16 protein-coding genes are annotated in these 19,355 nt (G+C 70.5%); 8 read left to right on the top strand and 8 right to left on the bottom strand.

Annotation, left to right across the window (positions count from 1 at the left end; genetic code table 11):
• Nucleotides 1-76 precede the first annotated feature (76 nt).
• Complete coding sequence (locus ACTWQR_RS44085; protein WP_443232936.1) at nt 77-820, bottom strand: IclR family transcriptional regulator; 744 nt, start codon at nt 818-820, stop codon at nt 77-79.
• 290 nt (nt 821-1,110) lie between these two features.
• On the opposite strand from ACTWQR_RS44085, the gene ACTWQR_RS44080 reads away from it, so the two are divergent.
• Nucleotides 1,111-1,431: a bifunctional 3-phenylpropionate/cinnamic acid dioxygenase ferredoxin subunit gene (locus ACTWQR_RS44080; RefSeq protein ID WP_443232925.1), complete on the top strand. Its 321-nt coding sequence runs from the start codon at nt 1,111-1,113 to the stop codon at nt 1,429-1,431.
• A 430-nt stretch (nt 1,432-1,861) separates the two neighbouring features.
• A complete protein-coding gene (locus ACTWQR_RS44075) occupies nt 1,862-3,046 on the top strand; it encodes an NAD(P)/FAD-dependent oxidoreductase (protein WP_443232924.1) in 1,185 nt (394 codons plus the stop codon).
• A gap of 142 nt (nt 3,047-3,188) precedes the next feature.
• Here the strand turns inward: ACTWQR_RS44075 and ACTWQR_RS44070 are convergent, their stop codons facing one another.
• Nucleotides 3,189-3,770 (bottom strand): hypothetical protein, encoded by a 582-nt coding sequence (locus ACTWQR_RS44070; RefSeq protein WP_443232923.1) that lies wholly within the window; start codon nt 3,768-3,770, stop codon nt 3,189-3,191.
• A 420-nt stretch (nt 3,771-4,190) separates the two neighbouring features.
• Here ACTWQR_RS44070 and ACTWQR_RS44065 point away from each other — a divergent pair, with 420 nt between their 5' ends.
• From ACTWQR_RS44065 to ACTWQR_RS44055, 3 genes are read left to right on the top strand one after another with little or no spacing between them, the layout of a single operon-like run.
• Entirely contained in the window at nt 4,191-7,145 is a 2,955-nt protein-coding gene (locus ACTWQR_RS44065; RefSeq protein ID WP_443232922.1) for a nitrate- and nitrite sensing domain-containing protein, read from the top strand.
• Complete coding sequence (locus ACTWQR_RS44060) at nt 7,142-7,582, top strand: roadblock/LC7 domain-containing protein (RefSeq protein ID WP_443232921.1); 441 nt, start codon at nt 7,142-7,144, stop codon at nt 7,580-7,582. The genes ACTWQR_RS44065 and ACTWQR_RS44060 overlap by 4 nt, the downstream gene beginning before the upstream one ends.
• Nucleotides 7,583-7,591: 9 nt before the next feature.
• Nucleotides 7,592-7,987 carry a DUF742 domain-containing protein gene (locus ACTWQR_RS44055; RefSeq protein ID WP_443232920.1) on the top strand — a complete coding sequence of 132 codons (396 nt, stop codon included), beginning with the start codon at nt 7,592-7,594 and terminating at the stop codon, nt 7,985-7,987.
• A 93-nt stretch (nt 7,988-8,080) separates the two neighbouring features.
• On the opposite strand, the gene ACTWQR_RS44050 is transcribed toward ACTWQR_RS44055, so the two are convergent.
• Nucleotides 8,081-8,602 carry a thioesterase family protein gene (locus ACTWQR_RS44050; RefSeq protein WP_443232919.1) on the bottom strand — a complete coding sequence of 174 codons (522 nt, stop codon included), beginning with the start codon at nt 8,600-8,602 and terminating at the stop codon, nt 8,081-8,083.
• Entirely contained in the window at nt 8,599-9,525 is a 927-nt protein-coding gene (locus tag ACTWQR_RS44045; protein ID WP_443232918.1) for a 3-hydroxyacyl-CoA dehydrogenase NAD-binding domain-containing protein, read from the bottom strand. The genes ACTWQR_RS44050 and ACTWQR_RS44045 overlap by 4 nt, the downstream gene beginning before the upstream one ends.
• 1 nt (nt 9,526) lies before the next feature.
• Here ACTWQR_RS44045 and ACTWQR_RS44040 point away from each other — a divergent pair, with 1 nt between their 5' ends.
• Nucleotides 9,527-9,736: a hypothetical protein gene (locus ACTWQR_RS44040; RefSeq protein ID WP_443232917.1), complete on the top strand. Its 210-nt coding sequence runs from the start codon at nt 9,527-9,529 to the stop codon at nt 9,734-9,736.
• Between the two features lie 38 nt (nt 9,737-9,774).
• On the opposite strand, the gene ACTWQR_RS44035 is transcribed toward ACTWQR_RS44040, so the two are convergent.
• Together ACTWQR_RS44035 and ACTWQR_RS44030 are read right to left on the bottom strand one after the other, a co-directional pair.
• A complete protein-coding gene (locus tag ACTWQR_RS44035; RefSeq protein WP_443232916.1) occupies nt 9,775-10,668 on the bottom strand; it encodes a 3-keto-5-aminohexanoate cleavage protein in 894 nt (297 codons plus the stop codon).
• Nucleotides 10,669-10,848: 180 nt separating this feature from the next.
• Nucleotides 10,849-11,763: an IclR family transcriptional regulator gene (locus tag ACTWQR_RS44030; RefSeq protein ID WP_443232915.1), complete on the bottom strand. Its 915-nt coding sequence runs from the start codon at nt 11,761-11,763 to the stop codon at nt 10,849-10,851.
• A gap of 617 nt (nt 11,764-12,380) precedes the next feature.
• On the opposite strand from ACTWQR_RS44030, the gene ACTWQR_RS44025 reads away from it, so the two are divergent.
• Together ACTWQR_RS44025 and ACTWQR_RS44020 are read left to right on the top strand one after the other, a co-directional pair.
• The gene (locus ACTWQR_RS44025; RefSeq protein WP_443232914.1) at nt 12,381-16,145 is read left to right on the top strand and encodes a hydantoinase B/oxoprolinase family protein; all 3,765 of its coding nucleotides are present in this window, start codon (nt 12,381-12,383) and stop codon (nt 16,143-16,145) included.
• Nucleotides 16,126-16,731: a GTP-binding protein gene (locus ACTWQR_RS44020; protein ID WP_443232913.1), complete on the top strand. Its 606-nt coding sequence runs from the start codon at nt 16,126-16,128 to the stop codon at nt 16,729-16,731. Before ACTWQR_RS44025 ends, ACTWQR_RS44020 begins: the two co-directional genes overlap by 20 nt.
• 161 nt (nt 16,732-16,892) lie before the next feature.
• Here the strand turns inward: ACTWQR_RS44020 and glpK are convergent, their stop codons facing one another.
• Together glpK and ACTWQR_RS44010 are read right to left on the bottom strand one after the other, a co-directional pair.
• A complete protein-coding gene (gene glpK, locus ACTWQR_RS44015; RefSeq protein ID WP_443232912.1) occupies nt 16,893-18,404 on the bottom strand; it encodes a glycerol kinase GlpK in 1,512 nt (503 codons plus the stop codon).
• Nucleotides 18,405-18,426: 22 nt separating this feature from the next.
• A complete protein-coding gene (locus ACTWQR_RS44010; protein ID WP_443232911.1) occupies nt 18,427-19,152 on the bottom strand; it encodes an MIP/aquaporin family protein in 726 nt (241 codons plus the stop codon).
• Between the last annotated feature and the right edge of the window lie 203 nt (nt 19,153-19,355).

Raw genomic sequence — 19,355 nt, 5'->3', positions numbered from 1 at the left:
GCGCTGTGTCCCTGCCGTGCCCCGGTCGGCTCCGATCTGGTCCCCCGGGTGTCTCAGGCGTCCGCCCCGGACTCCGTCAGAAGCCGTATCCCATCCGGCGCGACAGGTCGGAGGCGGCTGCGACCGTGCGCTTGGCGAGTTCCGGCAGTCGGTCCGAGTCGAGCCGGTACACCGGGCCCGAGACGCTGATCGCTCCGATCACCTTGCCGTCGTGGGCGCGCACCGGGGCCGCCGCCGCGGCCAGCCCCAGCTCCAGCTCCTCCTGAGCGGTGGAGTATCCCTGCTCGACCACGGCGTCCAGCTCGGCGCGCAGCGTGGCCGTGCCGGTGATCGTGCGCTCCGTGAAGCGCGGCAGCGGTCTGGCCAGTAAACCTTCGCGGAGCGTCGGCGGCAGATGGGCCAGCAGCATCTTGCCGCTGGAGGTGGCGTGCAGCGGGGTGCGTCTGCCCAGCCAGTTCTGTGCGGTGACGGACGCGGCGCCGCGGGCCTGCATGATGTTGACCGCCGCGTCGTCGTCCAGGACCGCGATGTTGACGGTCTCCCCGAGCTCGTCCGCGAGCTCGCGGCACACGGGCACGCCCTCCTGGGAGATGTCCAGGCGCGCTGCCGCCGCCCCCGCGAGGCGTAGCACGCCGGCGCCCAGGTAGTACTTCCCGCGGTCCTTGGCCTGGGCGACCAGGCCGCGGTTCTCCAGTACTCCGAGGAGCCGGAAGGCGGTGGACTTGTGCACCTCCAGCTCGTCGGCGATCTCGGTGACGCCCGCCTCGCCGTGCCGGGCGAGGATCTCCAGCACGCTCACGGCGCGGTCCACCGACTGCACGGCGCTGCCCGCGCCCTTGGTCTGCTTCTCCGGAGTCTCCTCGGTCTGCTCAGCCTGCTTCTGAGTGCGGGTCATAGCTCAACTCTCACCACCTTGCGGCCCTGATTGGGCCGCATCTTGCGGAAAACCCTTGACGCGGCGGGCATCCCGCCCGGATTCTGTTGCGCATGGCGTTCCCTCATGCGCTATACGAAACTTCATGTTACCGAACAGTCCGGGACCTGGTAGGTCCCGGACCAGACCGGACCTGTAGGTCCAGGACCATGAGTCCTGGACTGAGAGGGGGGCCCGTGATTCCCGTCTGCCGCCTTGATGACCTCCCCGCGGGCGAATCCGTCCGTATCGACACCACACCGCCCATCGCCGTGTTCAACGCCGACGGCGAGCTGTACGCCATCGATGACACCTGCACCCACCAGGACGCGTCTCTCTCCGAGGGCTGGCTGGAGGGCTGTCTGGTCGAATGCCCGCTTCACGCCGCATCATTCGATCTCCGCACCGGCCACCCGACGTGCCTGCCCGCTCGTCGCGCCGTTCGCACCCACCGCGTCAGCGTCGACGACGGCATCATCCACGTCCACGTGGCAGGCGAAGAGGAATCGGCGGCATGAAGATCACTTGCCTGAGGGCCGGGACCGCGGTCGCCCCCGGCGGTGTGACGGTACGCCCGGCTGGGCGCGACCGTGTGGCGCTTCTGGGTGAGTGCGACCACGGGGCGCGTCCAGTCCATGCGGTGCACCCGGCGCGTCCGGTGGGACACGGCCATGCGGCGTCGGTGGCCGAGTGCTGTCACGCGACGCGTACCACCGGGCGTGTCGGTGCCGCGGGCGGGTTCCCCGCTGCCGGCTCCGCGCGTGAGCCCGGGCGAGCCTGTGCTGTCCGCGACCGAGCCTCTGTCGTCCGCGAGCGAGCCTGTGCTGTGTGCGAACTTGGGCGTGCCCGGGCCGGCCGCGAGCCAGGGCACGCCGCCCGTGCCCCCCGTGCGTCCGAGGCCGCCCATACCGTCCCCGCCGCCCTCGCCCCCCGGAAGGGACACCGCGCATGAGGACCGTGACCGTGGTCGGGGCCTCGCTCTCCGGTCTGTACGCCGCCCGTGAGCTGCGTGCCCAGGGGTTCGACGGGCGGCTGGTGATCGTCGGAGACGAACCGCACCTCCCGTACGACCGCCCGCCGCTGTCCAAGGACTTCCTCACAGGCCGGGCCGACGAGGACCAACTCGCCCTCACCGACGCCGAGGAGACCGTCGAACTCGACGCCGAATGGCTTCTCGGCGTCCGCGCACGCGGCCTGGACGCACGCGGCCGCACCGTCCTCCTCGACGACGGCCGCACCGTCTCCTCCGACGGCGTGGTCATCGCCACCGGCGCCTCGGCCCGCAGACTCCCGGGCTGCGACCTCGCCGGAGTGCACACCCTGCGCACCCTCGACGACGCCCGAGCCCTGCGCGCCGAACTGACCGCGGGCCCCCGGCGCGTCGTCGTCATCGGCGGCGGCTTCATCGGCGCCGAGACTGCGTCCTCGTGCGCCGGACTCGGCCACGAGGTCACCGTCGTCGAAGCCGCCCCGCTGCCCCTGGTGCCCCAACTCGGCCCGGAGATGGCCGCAGTGTGCTCCGCGCTGCACCGGCGCGGCGGCGTCGACCTCGTCACGGGCACCGGCGTCGCCGGGCTCCGCGGCACGGTCGCGGTCACTGGAGTGGAACTCGCCGACGGCCGCTTCCTCCCCGCCGACTCCGTGATCGTGGGCGTCGGCGCCATCCCCAACACCGACTGGCTGGCGGGCTCGACGCTCGCGCTGCACGACGGCGTGCTGTGCGACGACGGCTGCGTGACCGGACTGCCCCAGGTGGTCGCCGTCGGCGATGTCGCCCGCGTCGGCGGAGCCCGCGCCGAACACTGGACGAGCGCCACCGAACAGCCCCGGATCGCCGTCCGCAACCTCCTGGCCGGGCACACCGCGGAGACGGTGCGCCCGCTGCCCTACTTCTGGTCCGACCAGTACGGCGCCCGGATCCAGTTCGCGGGACGGCGGCTCGACACCGACACCGTGCGCATCGCGGAGGGCGCGGTCATCGACGGCACGCCCGACGAGGGCGGCTTCCTCGCCCTTTACGAGCGCGACGGTCGTACGACCGCGGTGCTCTCCGTGGATCGCCCACGCCCATTCATGCGGGCAAGGCGCGAACTGGGGCGCGTGGCGAGCGCGGTGGAGGCGGCGGCCTCCTAGGCGGAGCAGCCTCCTTGGAGGAGCAGCCTTCGTGGAGGGCGAAGGCACCGACCTCCGAGCGAGACAGGCGTCTTCCAAGGGCTGACCTCCGAGGAGACAGGTGCCTTCCAAGAAACAGCTGCCCTCCAAGGACAGCCGCCTCCTAGGAATGCGACAACTGCCCCGCGCCGCCGCCCTGCCGACGTATCCGCTCCTTGGCCCGCTCCGTCGTCCGCTCCTGGCGCCGGGCCCTGCGCCGCTCGCGCCGCAGGGCCCGCGCCGTGCTGCTCGGCACCGACACCACGCCGTTGCGCTGGTTCCACACCTGTCGGGTCACCCACACGTCCAGCGCGCCCCAAGTGGCCACCACCGTGCTTGCCACGCTGCTCAGCACCATGGGGAACGCGAGCCAGGAACCGGCCAGCGTGCACAGGAAGGCGACCATCGCCTGGATCAGCGTGAGGGCGATGATGATGACGGCCCGCACCGCCGACATACGCACGGGATCGGGCAGCCGACGCCTGCTCGCGGGCTCCTCGACCCACAACGGCCGGTAATACGCCTGCTCTTCGGCTTCCGTCAGCCCGGCTTCCGTCTGCTCTTCGGTCCGTATCGCCTGTCCTTCGGCCTCCATCGCTGGAATGTCGGCCGGAATATCGCGATCCGGCGCCTGCGGACCCCGCTGCGCCTCCGCGGTCGCCGCTTCGCCCGCCTCGGGTGCCTCGTACCGCTCCGCCGTGCCCATCAACTCGTCACTCCCCACCGCCCAGCAGCCACTCGTACCGGTGTCACGAGACGCCGGCTCCCCATTGGCTGCCCGGCTTGCGCTGTTTTACGCCGCCTGGGCGCGGCATGCGGCACCTGCTGCCGATTCCGCCTCCAACTTCCATACAGAAAGACGATCGACGTAACCCGAAGATTCCCACCGACCGAAAAATTCCGGCCAACTGGCCCTCTGGGCGGACCAGATGACGTCCGGCGTCCTGTGTCGGATTCAGGGAGACAATCTCCCGCAATGACCGGACAACTGCGGATGTCCTGTTCCCGCTGTGACCCGGTCGGCCCGGACAGGCCTTCGAGATACCTGTGTGACGGTAGTAGGCTCACGCCGTTTGTTGACGTACATGCGTGCCCCCGGCCGACGGGGGTCGAGCTGGGGGAGGCCATGCGCTTTCGCGGGAAGTCCATCCGCCGGAAGATCGTGGCGCTGCTCCTCGTGCCGCTGGTGTCTCTGACCGCGATCTGGGGCTTCGCCACCGTGCTCACGGGGCGCGAGGTCAACCGGCTGTTCGACAGGACGTTCATCGTCCAGGAGATCGCCTACCCCACCGAGGACGTCGTCAGCGTTCTGCAGGACGAGCGCCGCCAGACCCTCGTCTATCTCGCTGATCCCCGCGCCTCCGACGCTCTCAGCGACCTGCGGCGCACCCGGACCGCCACCGACGAGGTCGTGGCAAAGATCCGTAGGAACGCCAAGGACAGCGAAGTACAGGACGAGTTGGCCGCGGACAACGCCGAGCACCTCACCGCGATCCTGGACGCCTTCGACGGCGTCGGTTCGCTGCGCCAGAGCGTCGAGGACGGCACCGTAACCCGCGTCCAGGCCCTCGACCACTACAACGACCTGGTGGACCCCTGTTACACCCTCTTGTCCAACCTCCAGGTACTCGACAATGTGGACGTGGACAAGGAGGGCCGCGCCCTCGTCAACATGTCGCGCGCCCGTGAGCTGCTCGCCCGTGAGGACGCCCTGCTCGGCTCCTCCTTGGTCGTCGGCCGGGTCACCCGCGACGAGTCCCGTGACATCTCGGACCTCGTCGCACAGCGCACGCTCATGTACGAGACCAACTGGCCGCAGCTGTCCGCCGCGGAGCGTGAACGCTTCCAGCAGTACTGGAAGAACGCCGCCACGGGACCGCTGCGCGTGGCCGAGCAGTCCGCCATCGACTCCGCGCCCGGTGAGCCCCGCGGCGTCACCGCGAAGAGCTGGGACAGCGTAGCGGGCGACGTCCTCGACGGGCTCGACAAGCTCGACAACCAGGCCGGCGACCGCTTCCAGGACCGCGTCCGCCCCATCGCGCTCGGCGTCATCGTCAAGGCCAGCATCGCCGGCGTGCTCGGCCTGGCCGCGGTGCTGCTCTCGCTCTTCATGTCCGTCCGCATCGGCCGCGCCCTCATCCGCGACCTGCGCCGGCTCCGCCAGGAGGCCCACGAGACCGCCGGGGTCCGGCTGCCCAGCGTGATGCGCCGCCTCTCCGCGGGCGAACAGGTCGACGTGGAGACCGAAGTCCCGCGCCTGGAGTACGACAAGAACGAGATGGGCGAGGTCAGCCAGGCCCTCAACATCCTCCAGCGCGCCGCCGTCGAGGCCGCCGTCAAGCAGTCCGAGCTGCGCAGCGGCGTCTCCGAGGTCTTCGTGAACCTCGCCCGCCGCAGCCAGGTCCTGCTGCACAAGCAGCTCACCCTGCTCGACACCATGGAGCGCAGGACCGAGGACACCGACGAACTCGCCGACCTGTTCCGCCTCGACCACCTGACCACCCGTATGCGCCGGCACGCCGAGGGCCTGGTGATCCTCTCCGGAGCGGCCCCGTCCCGGCAATGGCGCAAACCCGTCCAGCTGATGGACGTCGTACGCGCCGCCGTCGCCGAGGTCGAGGACTACGAGCGCATCGAGGTACGGCGCCTGCCGCGCATGGCCGTCACCGGCTCGGCCGTCGCCGACGTCACCCACCTCGTGGCCGAACTCCTGGAGAACGCCACGGTGTTCTCGCCCCCGCACACGGCCGTTCAGGTGCTCGGCGAGCGCGTCGCCAACGGCTTCACGCTGGAGATCCACGACCGTGGCCTCGGGATGGCCGCGGAGGCGCTCCTCGACGCCAACCTGCGGCTCGCCGAGACCCCCGAGTTCGAGCTCTCGGACACCGACCGGCTCGGCCTCTTCGTGGTCAGCCGGCTCGCCCAGCGGCAGAACGTACGAGTCTCCCTGCAGCCGTCCCCGTACGGCGGTACCACCGCTGTGGTCTTCGTCCCCGACGCGCTGCTCTCGGACGACGTACCCGACACGAACGGCGTGGGTTTCCGGCTCGACCGGGCGCTCCCCTTGAAGAAGGGCGACGAGGGCCGCAAGGTCGCGCCGTCCGAGAAGTCGGCGCAGCTGCCCGGCCTGTCCGCCTCGATCCTGGACGGGCCCGTCGAGCTCGAGGCGCCGGTGGACCTGGACTCTCTCGGCGGCTTCCCGGGCGGTATCGGCGACGAGGACAGCGAGCGCGGCGGCATCTTCCGCCCGCGCCGCTCCATCGCCGGGGTGCCGGAGGACCAGCACCAGCAGGCCCGCGAGGTACCGCGCGAGCCGGCTCGCCCCGGTGACGACGATCATCCCGACGGACCCGTGCCGCTCCCGCGCCGTCGGACCCCCAAGCTCGTCAGCTCCCACGGCCGCCCCGTGACCCAGACCCAGCCGCGGCGTGATGAGGCGACGGAGCGCGCGGACGCCGACGAGGTGATGGAACTGCCCCCGGCGGCCCAGGATTCGCCCAAGCGGCCCGGCGCGCTCGAGGAGCTGCCGAAGCGCTCGAGGAACGCCAAGCGCGTGCCGTCGATCCGGGAGGCCGGGGACTCGCTCGCCGCCCGGCGGGGCACAGCCGACGAAGGCCTCATGAGCACCGGGTCGGCAGGCCGTGGCGCGGAGCCCCGCAAGGCCCTGGGGCGTGGCGCCGAGCGCACCGAGGCGGCGGGCCCTGGCCCCGGGTTCGGTGAGGGGTTCACCCGCCGGCCGGAGACCGCGGAACGCCGGGACGGCGAAGCTCCGGCCCTTCCCCAGCGCGCCGCACGTCGCGGCACAGAGCCCGGCACCGCGTCCGGAGGCGGCGGCACCGGCGCGCTGCCCCGCCGCGTACGGCAGGCCAGTCTGGCCCCGCAGCTGAAGGACGGCCCCGACCGGCGAACCCAGCGCGACGCGTCTCGTACGGCGGACACCGAGGAGCGCGACGCCGACGAAGTACGCAACCGTATGGCTTCGCTCCAGCGCGGCTGGCAGCGCGGCCGTCAGGAGAACGCCGCGGGCGACGACGCCCAGGGCGGCACAGCACCAGGAACGACTAAGGGGGACGGTCGATGACCGATCCGATGGCCACCGGCCACACCACGAACAGCACCGCGACGGGGGAACTCAACTGGCTGCTCGACGATTTGGTGGCGCGCGTCGCCAGCATCCGCAAGGCCCTCGTGCTCTCCGGCGACGGCCTTCCCACCGGCGTCTCCACTGACCTGACCAGGGAGGACAGTGAGCACCTCGCCGCCGTCGCATCCGGGTTCCACAGCCTCGCCAAGGGCGTCGGCCGCCACTTCGAGGCAGGTGGCGTCCGGCAGACGATCGTCGAACTCGAGGACGCCTTCCTGTTCGTCACGGCGGCGGGCGACGGCAGCGCTCTCGCCGTCCTCTCGGACGCCGACTCGGACGTCGGGCAGGTCGCGTACGAGATGACCCTGCTGGTGAAGAGGGTCGGCGCACATCTGGCCGCCGCTCCGCGCACCGAACTGCCCTCGGGCGGGTAGTGAGATGGCATGAGCGGAGACGGTCAGGGGATGTCCCACTGGTTCGACGACGAGGCCGGACCGGTGGTCCGTCCGTACGCCATGACACGCGGCCGCACGACCAGTGTGGGTCAGCACCGCCTCGACCTGATCGCGGTGGTCGTGACGGAGCAGCACGCCGACGACCCGGAGGCGGACCAGGCGCTGTCCCCGGAGCACGTGGACATCGTCGAACTCTGCCGTGACGCCCCCCAGTCGGTCGCCGAACTCGCCGCCGAACTCGACCTGCCCATCGGGGTGGTACGCGTCCTCATAGGCGACCTCGTGGGCGAGGAGCTGGTCCATGTGACGCGTCCGGTACCTCCCGCGGAGCTGCCGGACGAGAGCATCCTGCGGGATGTGATCAGCGGCCTCCGGGCCCTGTGACTCGGAGGGCCGGGTGATCCGGAGGGCCGGGTGATCCGGAGGTCGGGTGAACGGGGCGGCGGACGGTTGGGCCCGGCTGATCCGGCCTCCGCGTCAGGCGATGTGGGCGATGGACTGTCCGGCCCACGCGGGCGCCGCCTCCACCAACGCGGCGAGCCGGCCGTGGACGTTCTCCGGGAACGGGACGGCCCGGCCCGCCTTCTGGTCCACATGGAGGGCGAGTAGTTCCGACGTGGCGGCCACGGCGGCGTCCGGGGCCGGTTCGGTACGTGGCGCGCCCACGACGTACATCTCGTGCGTGAAGTGCGCCTTCTTGGCGCCCGCACCGAGGATCCGGGTGCGGACGACCACGTGGGCGCCTTCGGGCACGTCCCGGAGATAGCGGATGTGCGATTCGACCGTGTAGAGCGAGCAGCCGCTGTCCGCGCGGTACGAGTCGTCCATCCCCGTCGCGTCCATCATCGCGTCGGTCGCGTGGCCGAAGACGAGGACGTAGAACGCCTCGCTCAAGTGCCCGTTGTAGTCGATCCACTCCGGGCGCACGGTCTCGCGAAAGAGGGCCAGGGCGGGAGCGGGGGTGGGGGAGGCAGCGTGGGCCGGGGAGCGGGACGTCATCGGGCGCCGGGCCCGGGCAGTCGGCCGGTGGCGCGCAGGACGTCGATGACGCCCTGATCGCGCTCCGCGACGAGATCCGAGATGCTCCGTCCCTCGGCGGCGTCCTCGCAGCCCGCGACCACGGCGTCGTAGAGCTCCTTGTGCAGCTCCGGGGCCTCCAGACGGGTCCACGGCGACTTCAGGGACGGGCCGAAGTGGTCCAGCATGTGCGCCATGCCGCCTTCCCCGCCGGCCAGCGCGAACGTGAGCATCGGGCCCATGAACGCCCAGCGCAGACCGGGGCCCTCCGTGATGGAGAGATCGATCTCGCGCACTGTCGCCTCGCCGTTGGCGACCATGTGCAGGGCTTCGCGCCACAACGCCTCCTGGAGACGGTTGGCGATGAAGCCGGGCACCTCGCGCTCCATGGTGATGACGGACTTGCCCGCCACCTCGTAGAAGCGGGCGGCCCACGCGACGGCCGCCGCGTCCGTCCGCTCGCCGCCGACGACCTCGACGAGCGGGATGAGGTACGGAGGATTGAACGGGTGACCGACGACCAGCCGGCTCGGCGTGACGGACTCCGTCTGCATGTCGGTCATCGGGTAGCCGGACGTGGAGGACGCGATGACGATCCCGGCGGGCGTCGCCGCGTCGAGCTTCGCCAGCAACTCGCGCTTGAGCTCCAGCTTCTCCGGGGCGCTCTCCTGCACGAACTGGGCCTCCGACACCGCCTCTTCGAGCGTGTCGGTGACGGTGAGGCGGGCCGGGGAGGCGCCCGGGGCGAGGCCCAGCCGCTCCAGCGCGGGCCACGCGGCGTCGACGAGCCGGCGCAGCCGCGCCTCGGCGCCGGGCGCCGGGTCCCAGGCCCTGACGGCATAGCCGCGGGCGAGGAAGTGGGCGACCCAGCCGCCGCCGATGACTCCGGCGCCTACGCAGGCCACGGTGCGTACGTCTTCTGGAGTTGGCCTCGTCGCGGAAGCCTGCGAGGTCGCGGAGGTCTGGGAAGTGGCGGAGGTCTGGGAAGTGGCGGAAGCCTGCGAGGTCGCGGCGGCCCGCGAGGCGTGGAGAGGGCTGGGGGCGTCTGAAGGCTCGGTCACCGAGGGCTCCTTGAAGGTGGGGGACTGCGGCGGTGTGCACCGCGACGGCGAGTGACCGCGGCAGGCGATTTCGGGGATCACCCGGCCCGCCCGTCAGCCACGCGGCTTGAGGCCGAGCTCGAGGCGGGCCTCGTCCGGCGTCGCGACGCGCGCACCCATCGCCTCGACGATCGTCACCGCGCGCTCCACCAGCTGCGCGTTGGTCGCCTTGACGCCCTTGTCCAGATAGAGGTTGTCCTCGAGACCGACCCGTACATGGCCACCGAGCACCACCGACTGCGCCACCCACGGCATCTGCATCCGCCCGAGCGCGAAGCTGGCCCACTGGGCGCCCTCCGGCAGCATGTTCACCATCGACTGCAGCACGCCCGGGTCGGCGGGCGCGCCCCACGGGATGCCCATGCACAGCTGGAACACGGTCGGGTCGTCCAGGAGTCCCTCGGTGCGCAGCTGCTTGGCGAACCACAGGTGTCCGGTGTCGAAGATCTCCAACTCGGGCCGCACGCCCAGTTCCTGGATGCGCTTGGCACCCGTACGGAGCATGTCGGGGGTGGAGACGTAGAGGCTGGAGCCGTCGCCGAAATTGAGGGAACCGCAGTCCAGGGTGCAGATGTCAGGCAGCAGGTCCTCGACGTGCGGCAGCCGGTCGAGCCCGCCGACGAGGTCGGTGCCGGGCAGCTGCTTCAGTGGCTCCTCAGGGTCGATGACCAGGTCGCCACCCATGCCCGCGGTCAGGTTGATCACGATGTCGGTGCCGGTTTCCCTGATGCGCTCGACGACCTCCCGGTACAGCCGTGGGTCGCGGGAAGGCGCTCCCGTCTCAGGATCGCGTACGTGGATGTGGACGGCTGCCGCACCGGCTTCGGCGGCCTCCACGGCGGAGCGGGCGATCTGCTCGGGGGTCACGGGGACGTGCGGGCTCTTCCGTACCGTGTCGCCCGCACCGGTGAGGGCGCAAGTAACGATGACGTCCTGGTTCATGGGCATCCGGGGTCCTCCTCCGGGCTGGGGGCATCAAGCGAGGGTGGTGCCGCTTGCGTTGCGTGCAGCTGCTCGCATTGCGCTGTTCCGTCGCACATAGCGAACATGGCCTTTGAGGCGACGCACGTCAAGACCGCCCGCCCCCGGCCCCCGCCTACCCATGGACCCCGCCTACCCGCCCGGGCCTCACAACGCCCGCGCCGCCCGCGCGACTTCGTCCGCCGCGCCGCGCGCCAGCGCGCCCAGCGCCGGGAAGCGGGACTCGGGCACCCGGTCCTGCGGCCCCCAGATGCTCACGACGGCGAACGGCCGGTCGCGGCTGCCGAGGACGGGCGCCGAGACCCCGTACAGGTTGCGCTCCATCTCGCCCACGCAGACGCTGTATCCGCGCTCTCGCGTCTCGGCCAGCTCCGCGCTCAGCCGCCCCCGGTCGGCGACCGTGGTGTCGGTGTACGCGGTCAGCGGCTCGGCCAGCAGGGACTTCACCTCTTCTTCCGGCAGCCAGGCCAACAGCGCCTTGCCTGTCGAGGTGGCGTGCAACGGTGCCTGCCGCCCGAGCCACTTGGCGCTGAGGACCACTGGAGGCGTGACCTCGTCGATGTACGTCAGCCCCAGCTGCTGGACCACCGCGAGGTTGGCCGTCTCGCCCGTCTGCTCGCAGACTTGGCGCAGAATGCCATGGGTGCGGCGGATGAGCCCGTCGAACCCGGCGGCCGAAGCCATTCGCGCGACCGCGAATCCGATGGTGTAACGGCTGGTCAGCGGATCGCGCTCGACCATCCCGTACTGCTCCATGGTGGACAGCAGCCGCCAGGCCGTGGCCCGGTTGAGCCCGCAGCGGCTCGCGAGGTTCGTCGCAGTCTCGCCGTCCGGCGCGGTGTCGGCTGTCGCCTCCAGCAGGCTGATCGCCCGCTCCAGGGACTGCACCTTGCCCGACGATCCGCCTGGCTCGGCCATACGCGACGCGTTGCCGGCGCCGGCGCCGGCGCCGAAGACGGAACCGGAGCCGGAGCCGGAGCCGGAGCCGGAGCCGGAGCCGGAGTTCTCGTCAGTGCTCTCGCCGATGTTTTCGTCCGGGGGAAGTGGCTTGGGCGTACGCATTTTTGCTGGGCTCCTGACGGTTCGGAGAACTCGCGTTCAGCGAGGTCCCAGGGCGGCCATGCCGTGCCGACGACACCGAACGGCGGTGGCGCGGGCGGTACGTGGCCCCTTGTCCGGGCCCCTGAACGCGCTTCCTAGCTTCTCATCATCCGTGCAGTCATCGCGCTATATGAACGCAGCGATCTCACAGCGAGGCCAGTCCTGCCTGAGAACCATGCCCCTCCTCCCCACGCGACGACGCGCATGGACCTCCTACGCGGCAGTGCTCCGCTTGCCGCCTCCGTACCCGCCGTACCGCCGCGGGTCCTGGTGGCCGCATGCTCGGCCGCATGCGGGGCACTTTCCGGGGGCCGGCCGGTGCGCGGTGCAGGCGGGCGTGTCGGTGAAGCTCTTCGCCCGGCAGGCGGACGCGCACCGAACGCCAGGGCGGCGCCAAGGCCGAACTGCCGGGCCGTACTCCATTCGGCCGACGCCAAGGAATGTCCCCCGGCCTTCGCCGAGAAGCGACGCCCGCTATGGACCGAACGCTGAGGCGCCCGACCCCGATATGATCTGACCGATCGTCGACCGGCACCTCCGGCTCAGCGTCGGAGCAGCGCGACATCGGGGAGACAGACGTGAAGGGCTGGCAGTTCTGGGTCGATCGCGGCGGCACCTTCACGGATGTCGTCGCGCAACGCCCGGACGGCCGATTGCTCACCCGTAAACTCCTCTCCGAGAACCCGGCGCGGTACACCGACGCCGCCGTGGCTGGCATCCGCGAACTCCTCACCGAAGCCGGTGAGGGCTTGATCGGACGGGAAGCCGGACAGGGCGACGGCCTGGCAGATGAACACAGAGCCGGACAGGCAGCCGGACAGAGCGACGGCCTGCCGGTGGAATCCGTCCGCATGGGCACCACCGTCGCCACCAACGCCCTCCTGGAACGCAAGGGCGAACGCACCCTCCTCGTCGTCACCCGCGGCTTCCGCGACGCCCTGCGCATCGCCTATCAGAACCGCCCCCGGATCTTCGCCCGCGAGATCGAGCTCCCCGAGCTGCTCCACGAACGGGTCGTCGAGGTCGACGAGCGCATCGCCGCCGACGGCACCGTCCTGCGCGCGCCCGACCTGGACGCCCTCGCCGAGGCACTCCAGGAGGCGTACGACGCCGGAATCCGCGCCGTCGCCGTCGTCTGCATGCACAGCCATCTCCACCCGGCCCACGAACAGTCCATCGGCGAGCTGGCCGCCCGCACCGGTTTCCAGCAGATCTCGCTCTCCAGCGAGGTCAGCCCGCTGATGAAGCTCGTCCCGCGCGGCGACACGGCCGTCGTGGACGCCTATCTGTCGCCCGTGCTGCGCCGCTACGTCCAGCACGTCGCCGACGAGCTCCGCGGTGTCCGGCTGATGTTCATGCAGTCCAACGGAGGCCTCGCCGAGGCCGGACAGTTCCGCGGCAAGGACGCCATCCTCTCCGGGCCGGCGGGCGGCATCGTCGGCATGGCACGGATGTCGCAGCTCGCCGGCTTCGACCGGGTCATCGGCTTCGACATGGGCGGCACATCCACGGACGTCTCGCACTTCGCCGGTGAGTACGAACGCGTCTTCACCACCCAGATCGCCGGGGTCCGGCTGCGCGCGCCGATGCTGGACATCCACACCGTCGCGGCGGGCGGCGGCTCCGTCCTCCACTTCGACGGCTCCCGCTACCGCGTAGGGCCGGACTCGGCGGGCGCGGACCCGGGCCCCGCCTGCTACCGGGGCGGCGGCCCGCTCACTGTCACCGACGCCAACGTGGCACTCGGCCGGATCCAACCCGCCCATTTCCCCAGGGTGTTCGGCCCCGACGGAGACCAGTCCCTCGACGACGCCCTCGTCCGCGACCGCTTCGCAGCCCTGGCCCGCGAGATCCGTGACCGGACCGGCGACGACCGCACTCCCGAGCAGGTCGCCGAGGGCTACCTCCAGATCGCCGTGGCCAACATCGCCAACGCCGTGAAGCGCATCTCGGTCCAGAAGGGCCACGACGTCACCCGGTACGTACTGACCACCTTCGGTGGTGCGGGCGGCCAGCACGCGTGCATGGTCGCCGACTCGCTCGGCATCCGCACCGTCCTCGTCCCGCCCATGGCCGGTGTGCTCTCCGCGCTCGGCATCGGCCTCGCCGACACCACGGCCATGCGCGAGCAGTCCGTCGAGGCGCCCCTGGAGGCGTCCGCGATGCCGCACGTCCTGAAGACCGCCGACGACCTGGAGGGCTCCGCCCGCGCCGAACTCCTCGCCGAGGACGTCCCCAAGGAGCGCATCCAGGTCACCCGCCGCGCCCAGCTGCGCTATGACGGCACGGACACAGCACTCGTCGTCGAGCTGACCGAGCCCGACACCATGATCCGCACCTTCGAAGACCGCCATCGCGCCACCTACTCCTTCACCCTCGACCGTCCGGTCGTCGTCGAAGCCCTCTCCGTGGAAGCCACCGGTCTCACCGAACCCCCCGATCTGTCCGCCCTCGCCACCCCGCACTTCGCGCCCGGCACCCGGGAGACGGTCAGCCTCCACACGGGCGGTACCTGGCGCGACGTACCCCTGCGCCGCCGCGAGGAACTGCCCCCCGGCGAAACCGTCACCGGCCCCGCGATCATCACCGAGGCCAGCGCGACGACCGTCGTCGACGACGGCTGGCAGGCGGCCATGACCGACGACGGGCATCTGGTCATGGAACGCGTGGCGGTCACGGAGAGTTCCGATCTCGGCACAGAAGCCGACCCTGTTCTCCTCGAGGTCTTCAACAACCTCTTCATGTCCATCGCCGAACAGATGGGCGCCCGCCTGGAGTCCACCGCCCAGTCCGTCAACATCAAGGAGCGCCTGGACTTCTCCTGCGCGCTCTTCGACCCGGACGGCAACCTGGTCGCCAACGCTCCCCATATCCCTGTGCACTTGGGCTCGATGGGAACGAGCGTCAAGGAGGTCATCCGCCGCCGCGCCGACGGCATGCGCCCCGGGGACACCTACGCGGTCAACGACCCGTACCACGGTGGGACCCACCTCCCCGACGTCACCGTGATCACGCCGGTCTTCGACACGGAGGGTGACGGCACGAACGGTGACCGGATCCTCTTCTACGTCGCCTCGCGCGGTCACCACGCCGAGATCGGCGGCATCGCCCCCGGCTCCATGCCGGCCAACAGCCGCACCATCGAGGAGGAGGGCATCCTCTTCGACAACTGGCTGCTCGTGGAAGGCGGCCGCTTCCGCGAGGCGGAGACACGCCGTCTGCTCACCGAGGCGCCCTACCCCTCACGCAACCCGAAGACCAACCTCGCCGACCTGCGCGCACAGATCGCCGCCAACCAGAAGGGCGTCGACGAAGTCGCCCGCATGATCGAGAACTTCGGCCTCGACGTCGTACAGGCGTACATGAGGCACGTCCAGGACAATGCCGAGGAAGCGGTCCGCCGTGTCATCGACGCCCTGGAGGACGGTGAGTTCGCGTACGAGACCGACTCCGGGGCGGTCATCCGAGTCCGCGTCTCCGTAGACCGCGAAAAACGCTCCGCCACTGTCGACTTCACCGGTACGTCCCCGCAACTGACCACCAACTTCAACGCACCGTTCTCCGTGGTCAACGCGGCGGTCCTGTATGTCTTCCGCACCCTGGTCGCCGACGACATCCCGCTCAACGACGGCTGTCTGCGTCCCCTCGACATCGTCGTACCGGCCGGCTCGATGCTCGCCCCCGAACCCCCGGCCGCCGTGGTCGCCGGGAACGTCGAGACCTCTCAGGCCATCACCGGCGCCCTGTACGGTGCCCTGGGAGTGCAGGCCGAGGGCTCCGGCACCATGAACAACGTCACCTTCGGCAACGAGCGGTACCAGTACTACGAGACCGTGGCCTCCGGCTCCGGCGCGGGCGACGGCTTCTCCGGCGCGCCCGTCGTACAGACCCACATGACCAACTCGCGGCTCACCGACCCCGAGGTCCTGGAATGGCGACTGCCCGTCCAGCTCGACGAGTTCGCCGTACGGCGGGGGAGCGGCGGGGCCGGTCGGTGGCGGGGCGGCGACGGTGCCGTGCGCCGCATCCGTTTCCACGAGCCCATGACCGTCTCGACACTCTCCCAGCACCGCAGGGTCCCGCCCTACGGCATGGCGGGCGGCGAACCCGGCGCGCTGGGCGCCAACCGCGTGGAGCGCGCGGACGGTACGGTCACCGAACTCGCCGGAAGCGACGCGGCGGACGTGGGCCCCGGTGACGTACTGGTCATCGAGACCCCAGGCGGTGGCGGGTACGGTCCGCCATCGCGCGACACCACCGAAGTACGCGACACCACCGAAGTGACTGAAGTACGCGACACCACTGAAGCAGGAGAAGAGATCGATGATCTTCGGGCGCTCTGAGCGCGGCAAGACCCCCGTCGAGCCCGTCACGCTCAAGATCCTCGTGGCGGGCGGCTTCGGTGTGGGCAAGACCACCCTCGTCGGCGCGGTCAGCGAGATCAAGCCGCTGCGCACCGAGGAGCTGCTCACCGAGGCGGGTCGTCCGATCGACGACACCAGCGGCGTGGAGGGCAAGCACACCACGACGGTCGCCATGGACTTCGGCCGCATCACGCTCCGCGAGGACCTGGTGCTGTACCTCTTCGGGACGCCAGGTCAGGACCGCTTCTGGTTCCTGTGGGACGAGCTCGCCACCGGCGCCCTGGGGGCCGTCGTGCTCGCCGACACCCGCCGCCTGGAGGACTGCTTCGCCGCCATCGACTACTTCGAACGGCGCTCCATACCCTTCGTGGTGGGCGTCAACTGCTTCGAGGGAGCCGCCCGTTATCCCACCGAGGACGTTCGCCAGGCCCTCGACCTCGACCCCGGAGTACCCGTGGTCCTCTGCGACGCGCGCGGCCGGGAGTCCGTCAAGGAGGTCCTCATCGAGGTCGTCCAGCACGCGATGGCGTACGCGGCCGAACGCCGCCAGACCGTCACCACCTGAAGCGCCACCTGAGGCAGGGGGGCCGCTCCTCCGAGCCGGCACGGGTACGGCCCGCACCCCCGCCGACCGGGGTACGAGCCGTAGTCCCGAGGTGCTCCGCGCGAGGCACGCACGCGTGGAGCGCGAAAACGGTGGATCGCTGGGAAAAGAGGGTCAGTTCGTCAGCCCGCGCCGTCCTCCTGCCAGCCGAAGCTCTTCTCCACCGCCTTGTGCCAGTTGTGGTATTCGCGATCGCGGACCGACGCCTCCATGGACGGAGTCCACTCGACGTCCTTCTGCCAGTGCGACTTCAGCTCGTCCAGGTCGTTCCACACCCCCGTCGCGAGGCCGGCCGCGTACGCCGCTCCCAGACAGGTCGTCTCGGATACCTTCGGGCGGATCACCGGCACACCGAGCACATCGGCCTGGTGCTGCATCAGCAGATTGTTCTTGGTCATGCCGCCGTCCACCTTCAGGGTCGTGATCTGTACCCCGGAGTCCTGGAACATGGCGTCCACGACCTCACGCGTCTGCCAGCTCGTCGCCTCCAGCACGGCACGGGCGAGGTGCCCCTTCGTGACGTACCGCGTGAGGCCGGTGACGACACCGCGCGCGTCGGAGCGCCAGTACGGCGCGAAGAGGCCCGAGAACGCGGGCACGATGTACGCGCCGCCGTTGTCGTCGACGCTCGCCGCCAGCGTCTCGATCTCGTCGGAGGTACGGATGATGCCCAGCTGGTCACGGAACCACTGCACCAGCGCCCCGGTGATCGCGATCGACCCTTCGAGGCAGTAGACGGGTGCCTCGGTGCCGATCTTGTACCCCATGGTCGTCAGCAGGCCGCTCTTCGAGGGCACCGGCCGGTTCCCCGTGTTGAGCAGCAGGAAGCTGCCTGTGCCGTACGTGTTCTTGGCCGTCCCCACGTCGTAGCAGGCCTGCCCGAACACCGCCGCCTGCTGGTCGCCCAGCGCCGACGCGACCGGCACTCCGGAGAGCTGGCCCACGGCTGTCCCGTACACCTCGGACGAGGACTTGATCTCGGGGAGGACGGCTTCGGGGACGTTCATGGCGGAGAGGATGGACTGATCCCACTGGAGCGTTTCGAGGTTCATCAGCATGGTGCGCCCGGCGTTGGTCACATCGGTGACGTGATGCCCGCCGTCCGTACCGCCGGTCAGGTTCCAGATCAGCCAGGAGTCGATCGTGCCGAAGGCGATCTCGCCGCGCTCGGCGCGGGCCCGCAGCCCGGGCACGTTGTCCAGCAGCCAGGCCGCCTTCGGCCCGGAGAAGTAGCTGGCCAGCGGGAGCCCGGTCTGCTCGCGGAAACGGTCCTGCCCGTCCGAGCCGCCGAGTTCGTTGCAGAGCGCGGAGGTACGGGTGTCCTGCCAGACGATCGCGTTGTGCACGGGCTTGCCCGTGGCGCGGTCCCAAAGGACCGTCGTCTCCCGCTGGTTGGTGATCCCCAGCGCGCTGAGCTGGTCGGCGCGGAGCCCGGCCTTCGCGATCGCGCCCGCGACCACGGCCTGCACCTTCGACCAGATCTCGGTGGCGTCGTGCTCCACCCAGCCGGGCTTGGGGAAGATCTGGCGGTGTTCGCGCTGGTCGACGGCGACGATCGCGCCGTCCTGGTTGAAGATGATGCAGCGGCTGGACGTGGTGCCCTGGTCGATTGAGGCGACGAACTTGTCCGTCATGACGTCCCCTTCGTCGGATCCTTCAGAAGGCTGCGTTGAAAATGAGCCCGGACAGCGCCCCGCCTATCAGCGGTCCCACCACCGGGATCCACGCGTAACTCCAGTCCGAGGTGCCCTTGTTGGGGATCGGGAGCAGGGCGTGGGTGATGCGCGGGCCCAGGTCACGGGCCGGGTTGATGGCGTATCCCGTGGGCCCGCCGAGCGACAGTCCGATGCCGACCACCAGGAAGGAGACGATCAGAATCGCGGTGCCGGACTCGCCGAGCCCCTTCGTGAGGCCGAAGGCCAGGATCGGCAGGACCAGAGCGACGGTCGCGATGATCTCGGTGATGAGGTTCGCCACGGGATTGCGGATCGCGGGCGCGGTGGAGAAGATCCCGAGCGTCGGCTGCGCCTTGTCCTCCTCGGCGTTGGCCTGGAACTGCGCGAGGTAGACCAGCCAGCACAGGACCGCGCCGAGAATGGCGCCGACCATCTGCCCGGCGACATAGATGTGGACCTTGTCCCAGTCCCCGGTGTCGATGGCGATGCCGAGCGTCACCGCCGGGTTGAGGTGTCCGCCGGACAGCGGAGCGGCGGTGTAGGCCCCTGCCATCACGCCGAAGCCCCAGCCGAACGCGATGACGACCCAACCGCCGTCCTTCGCCTTGGAGTAGTTCAGTACGACGGCGGCGACCACTCCGGCGCCGAAGAGGATCAGGATCGCTGTGCCGATGACCTCACCGACGAAAATGTCTCCATTGCTCATGGCGGCTCCTAGGCCCTCGCCCGGGGCGATCCGCCCCGGGCCACCGTGCAGGGTGCGTTTCCCATGGCTACTTCAGCCGAGGGCAGGGAGATCCCGCGCCCCGCCCGGCGTCCGTGACGAGCGTGCCGTCGCAGCCGAATCGCCCGTGGGAGATGGCCCGTTGGCGCAGGCGAGAGCCCGCGCGGCGCAGTGCCTGAATACGC

It is taken from the genome of Streptomyces sp. 2A115, from assembly GCF_052245575.1.
Lineage (GTDB): Bacteria > Actinomycetota > Actinomycetes > Streptomycetales > Streptomycetaceae > Streptomyces.
Note: the sequence above shows the minus strand (reverse complement) of the source record. Positions and strands in the feature narration are given on the sequence as shown.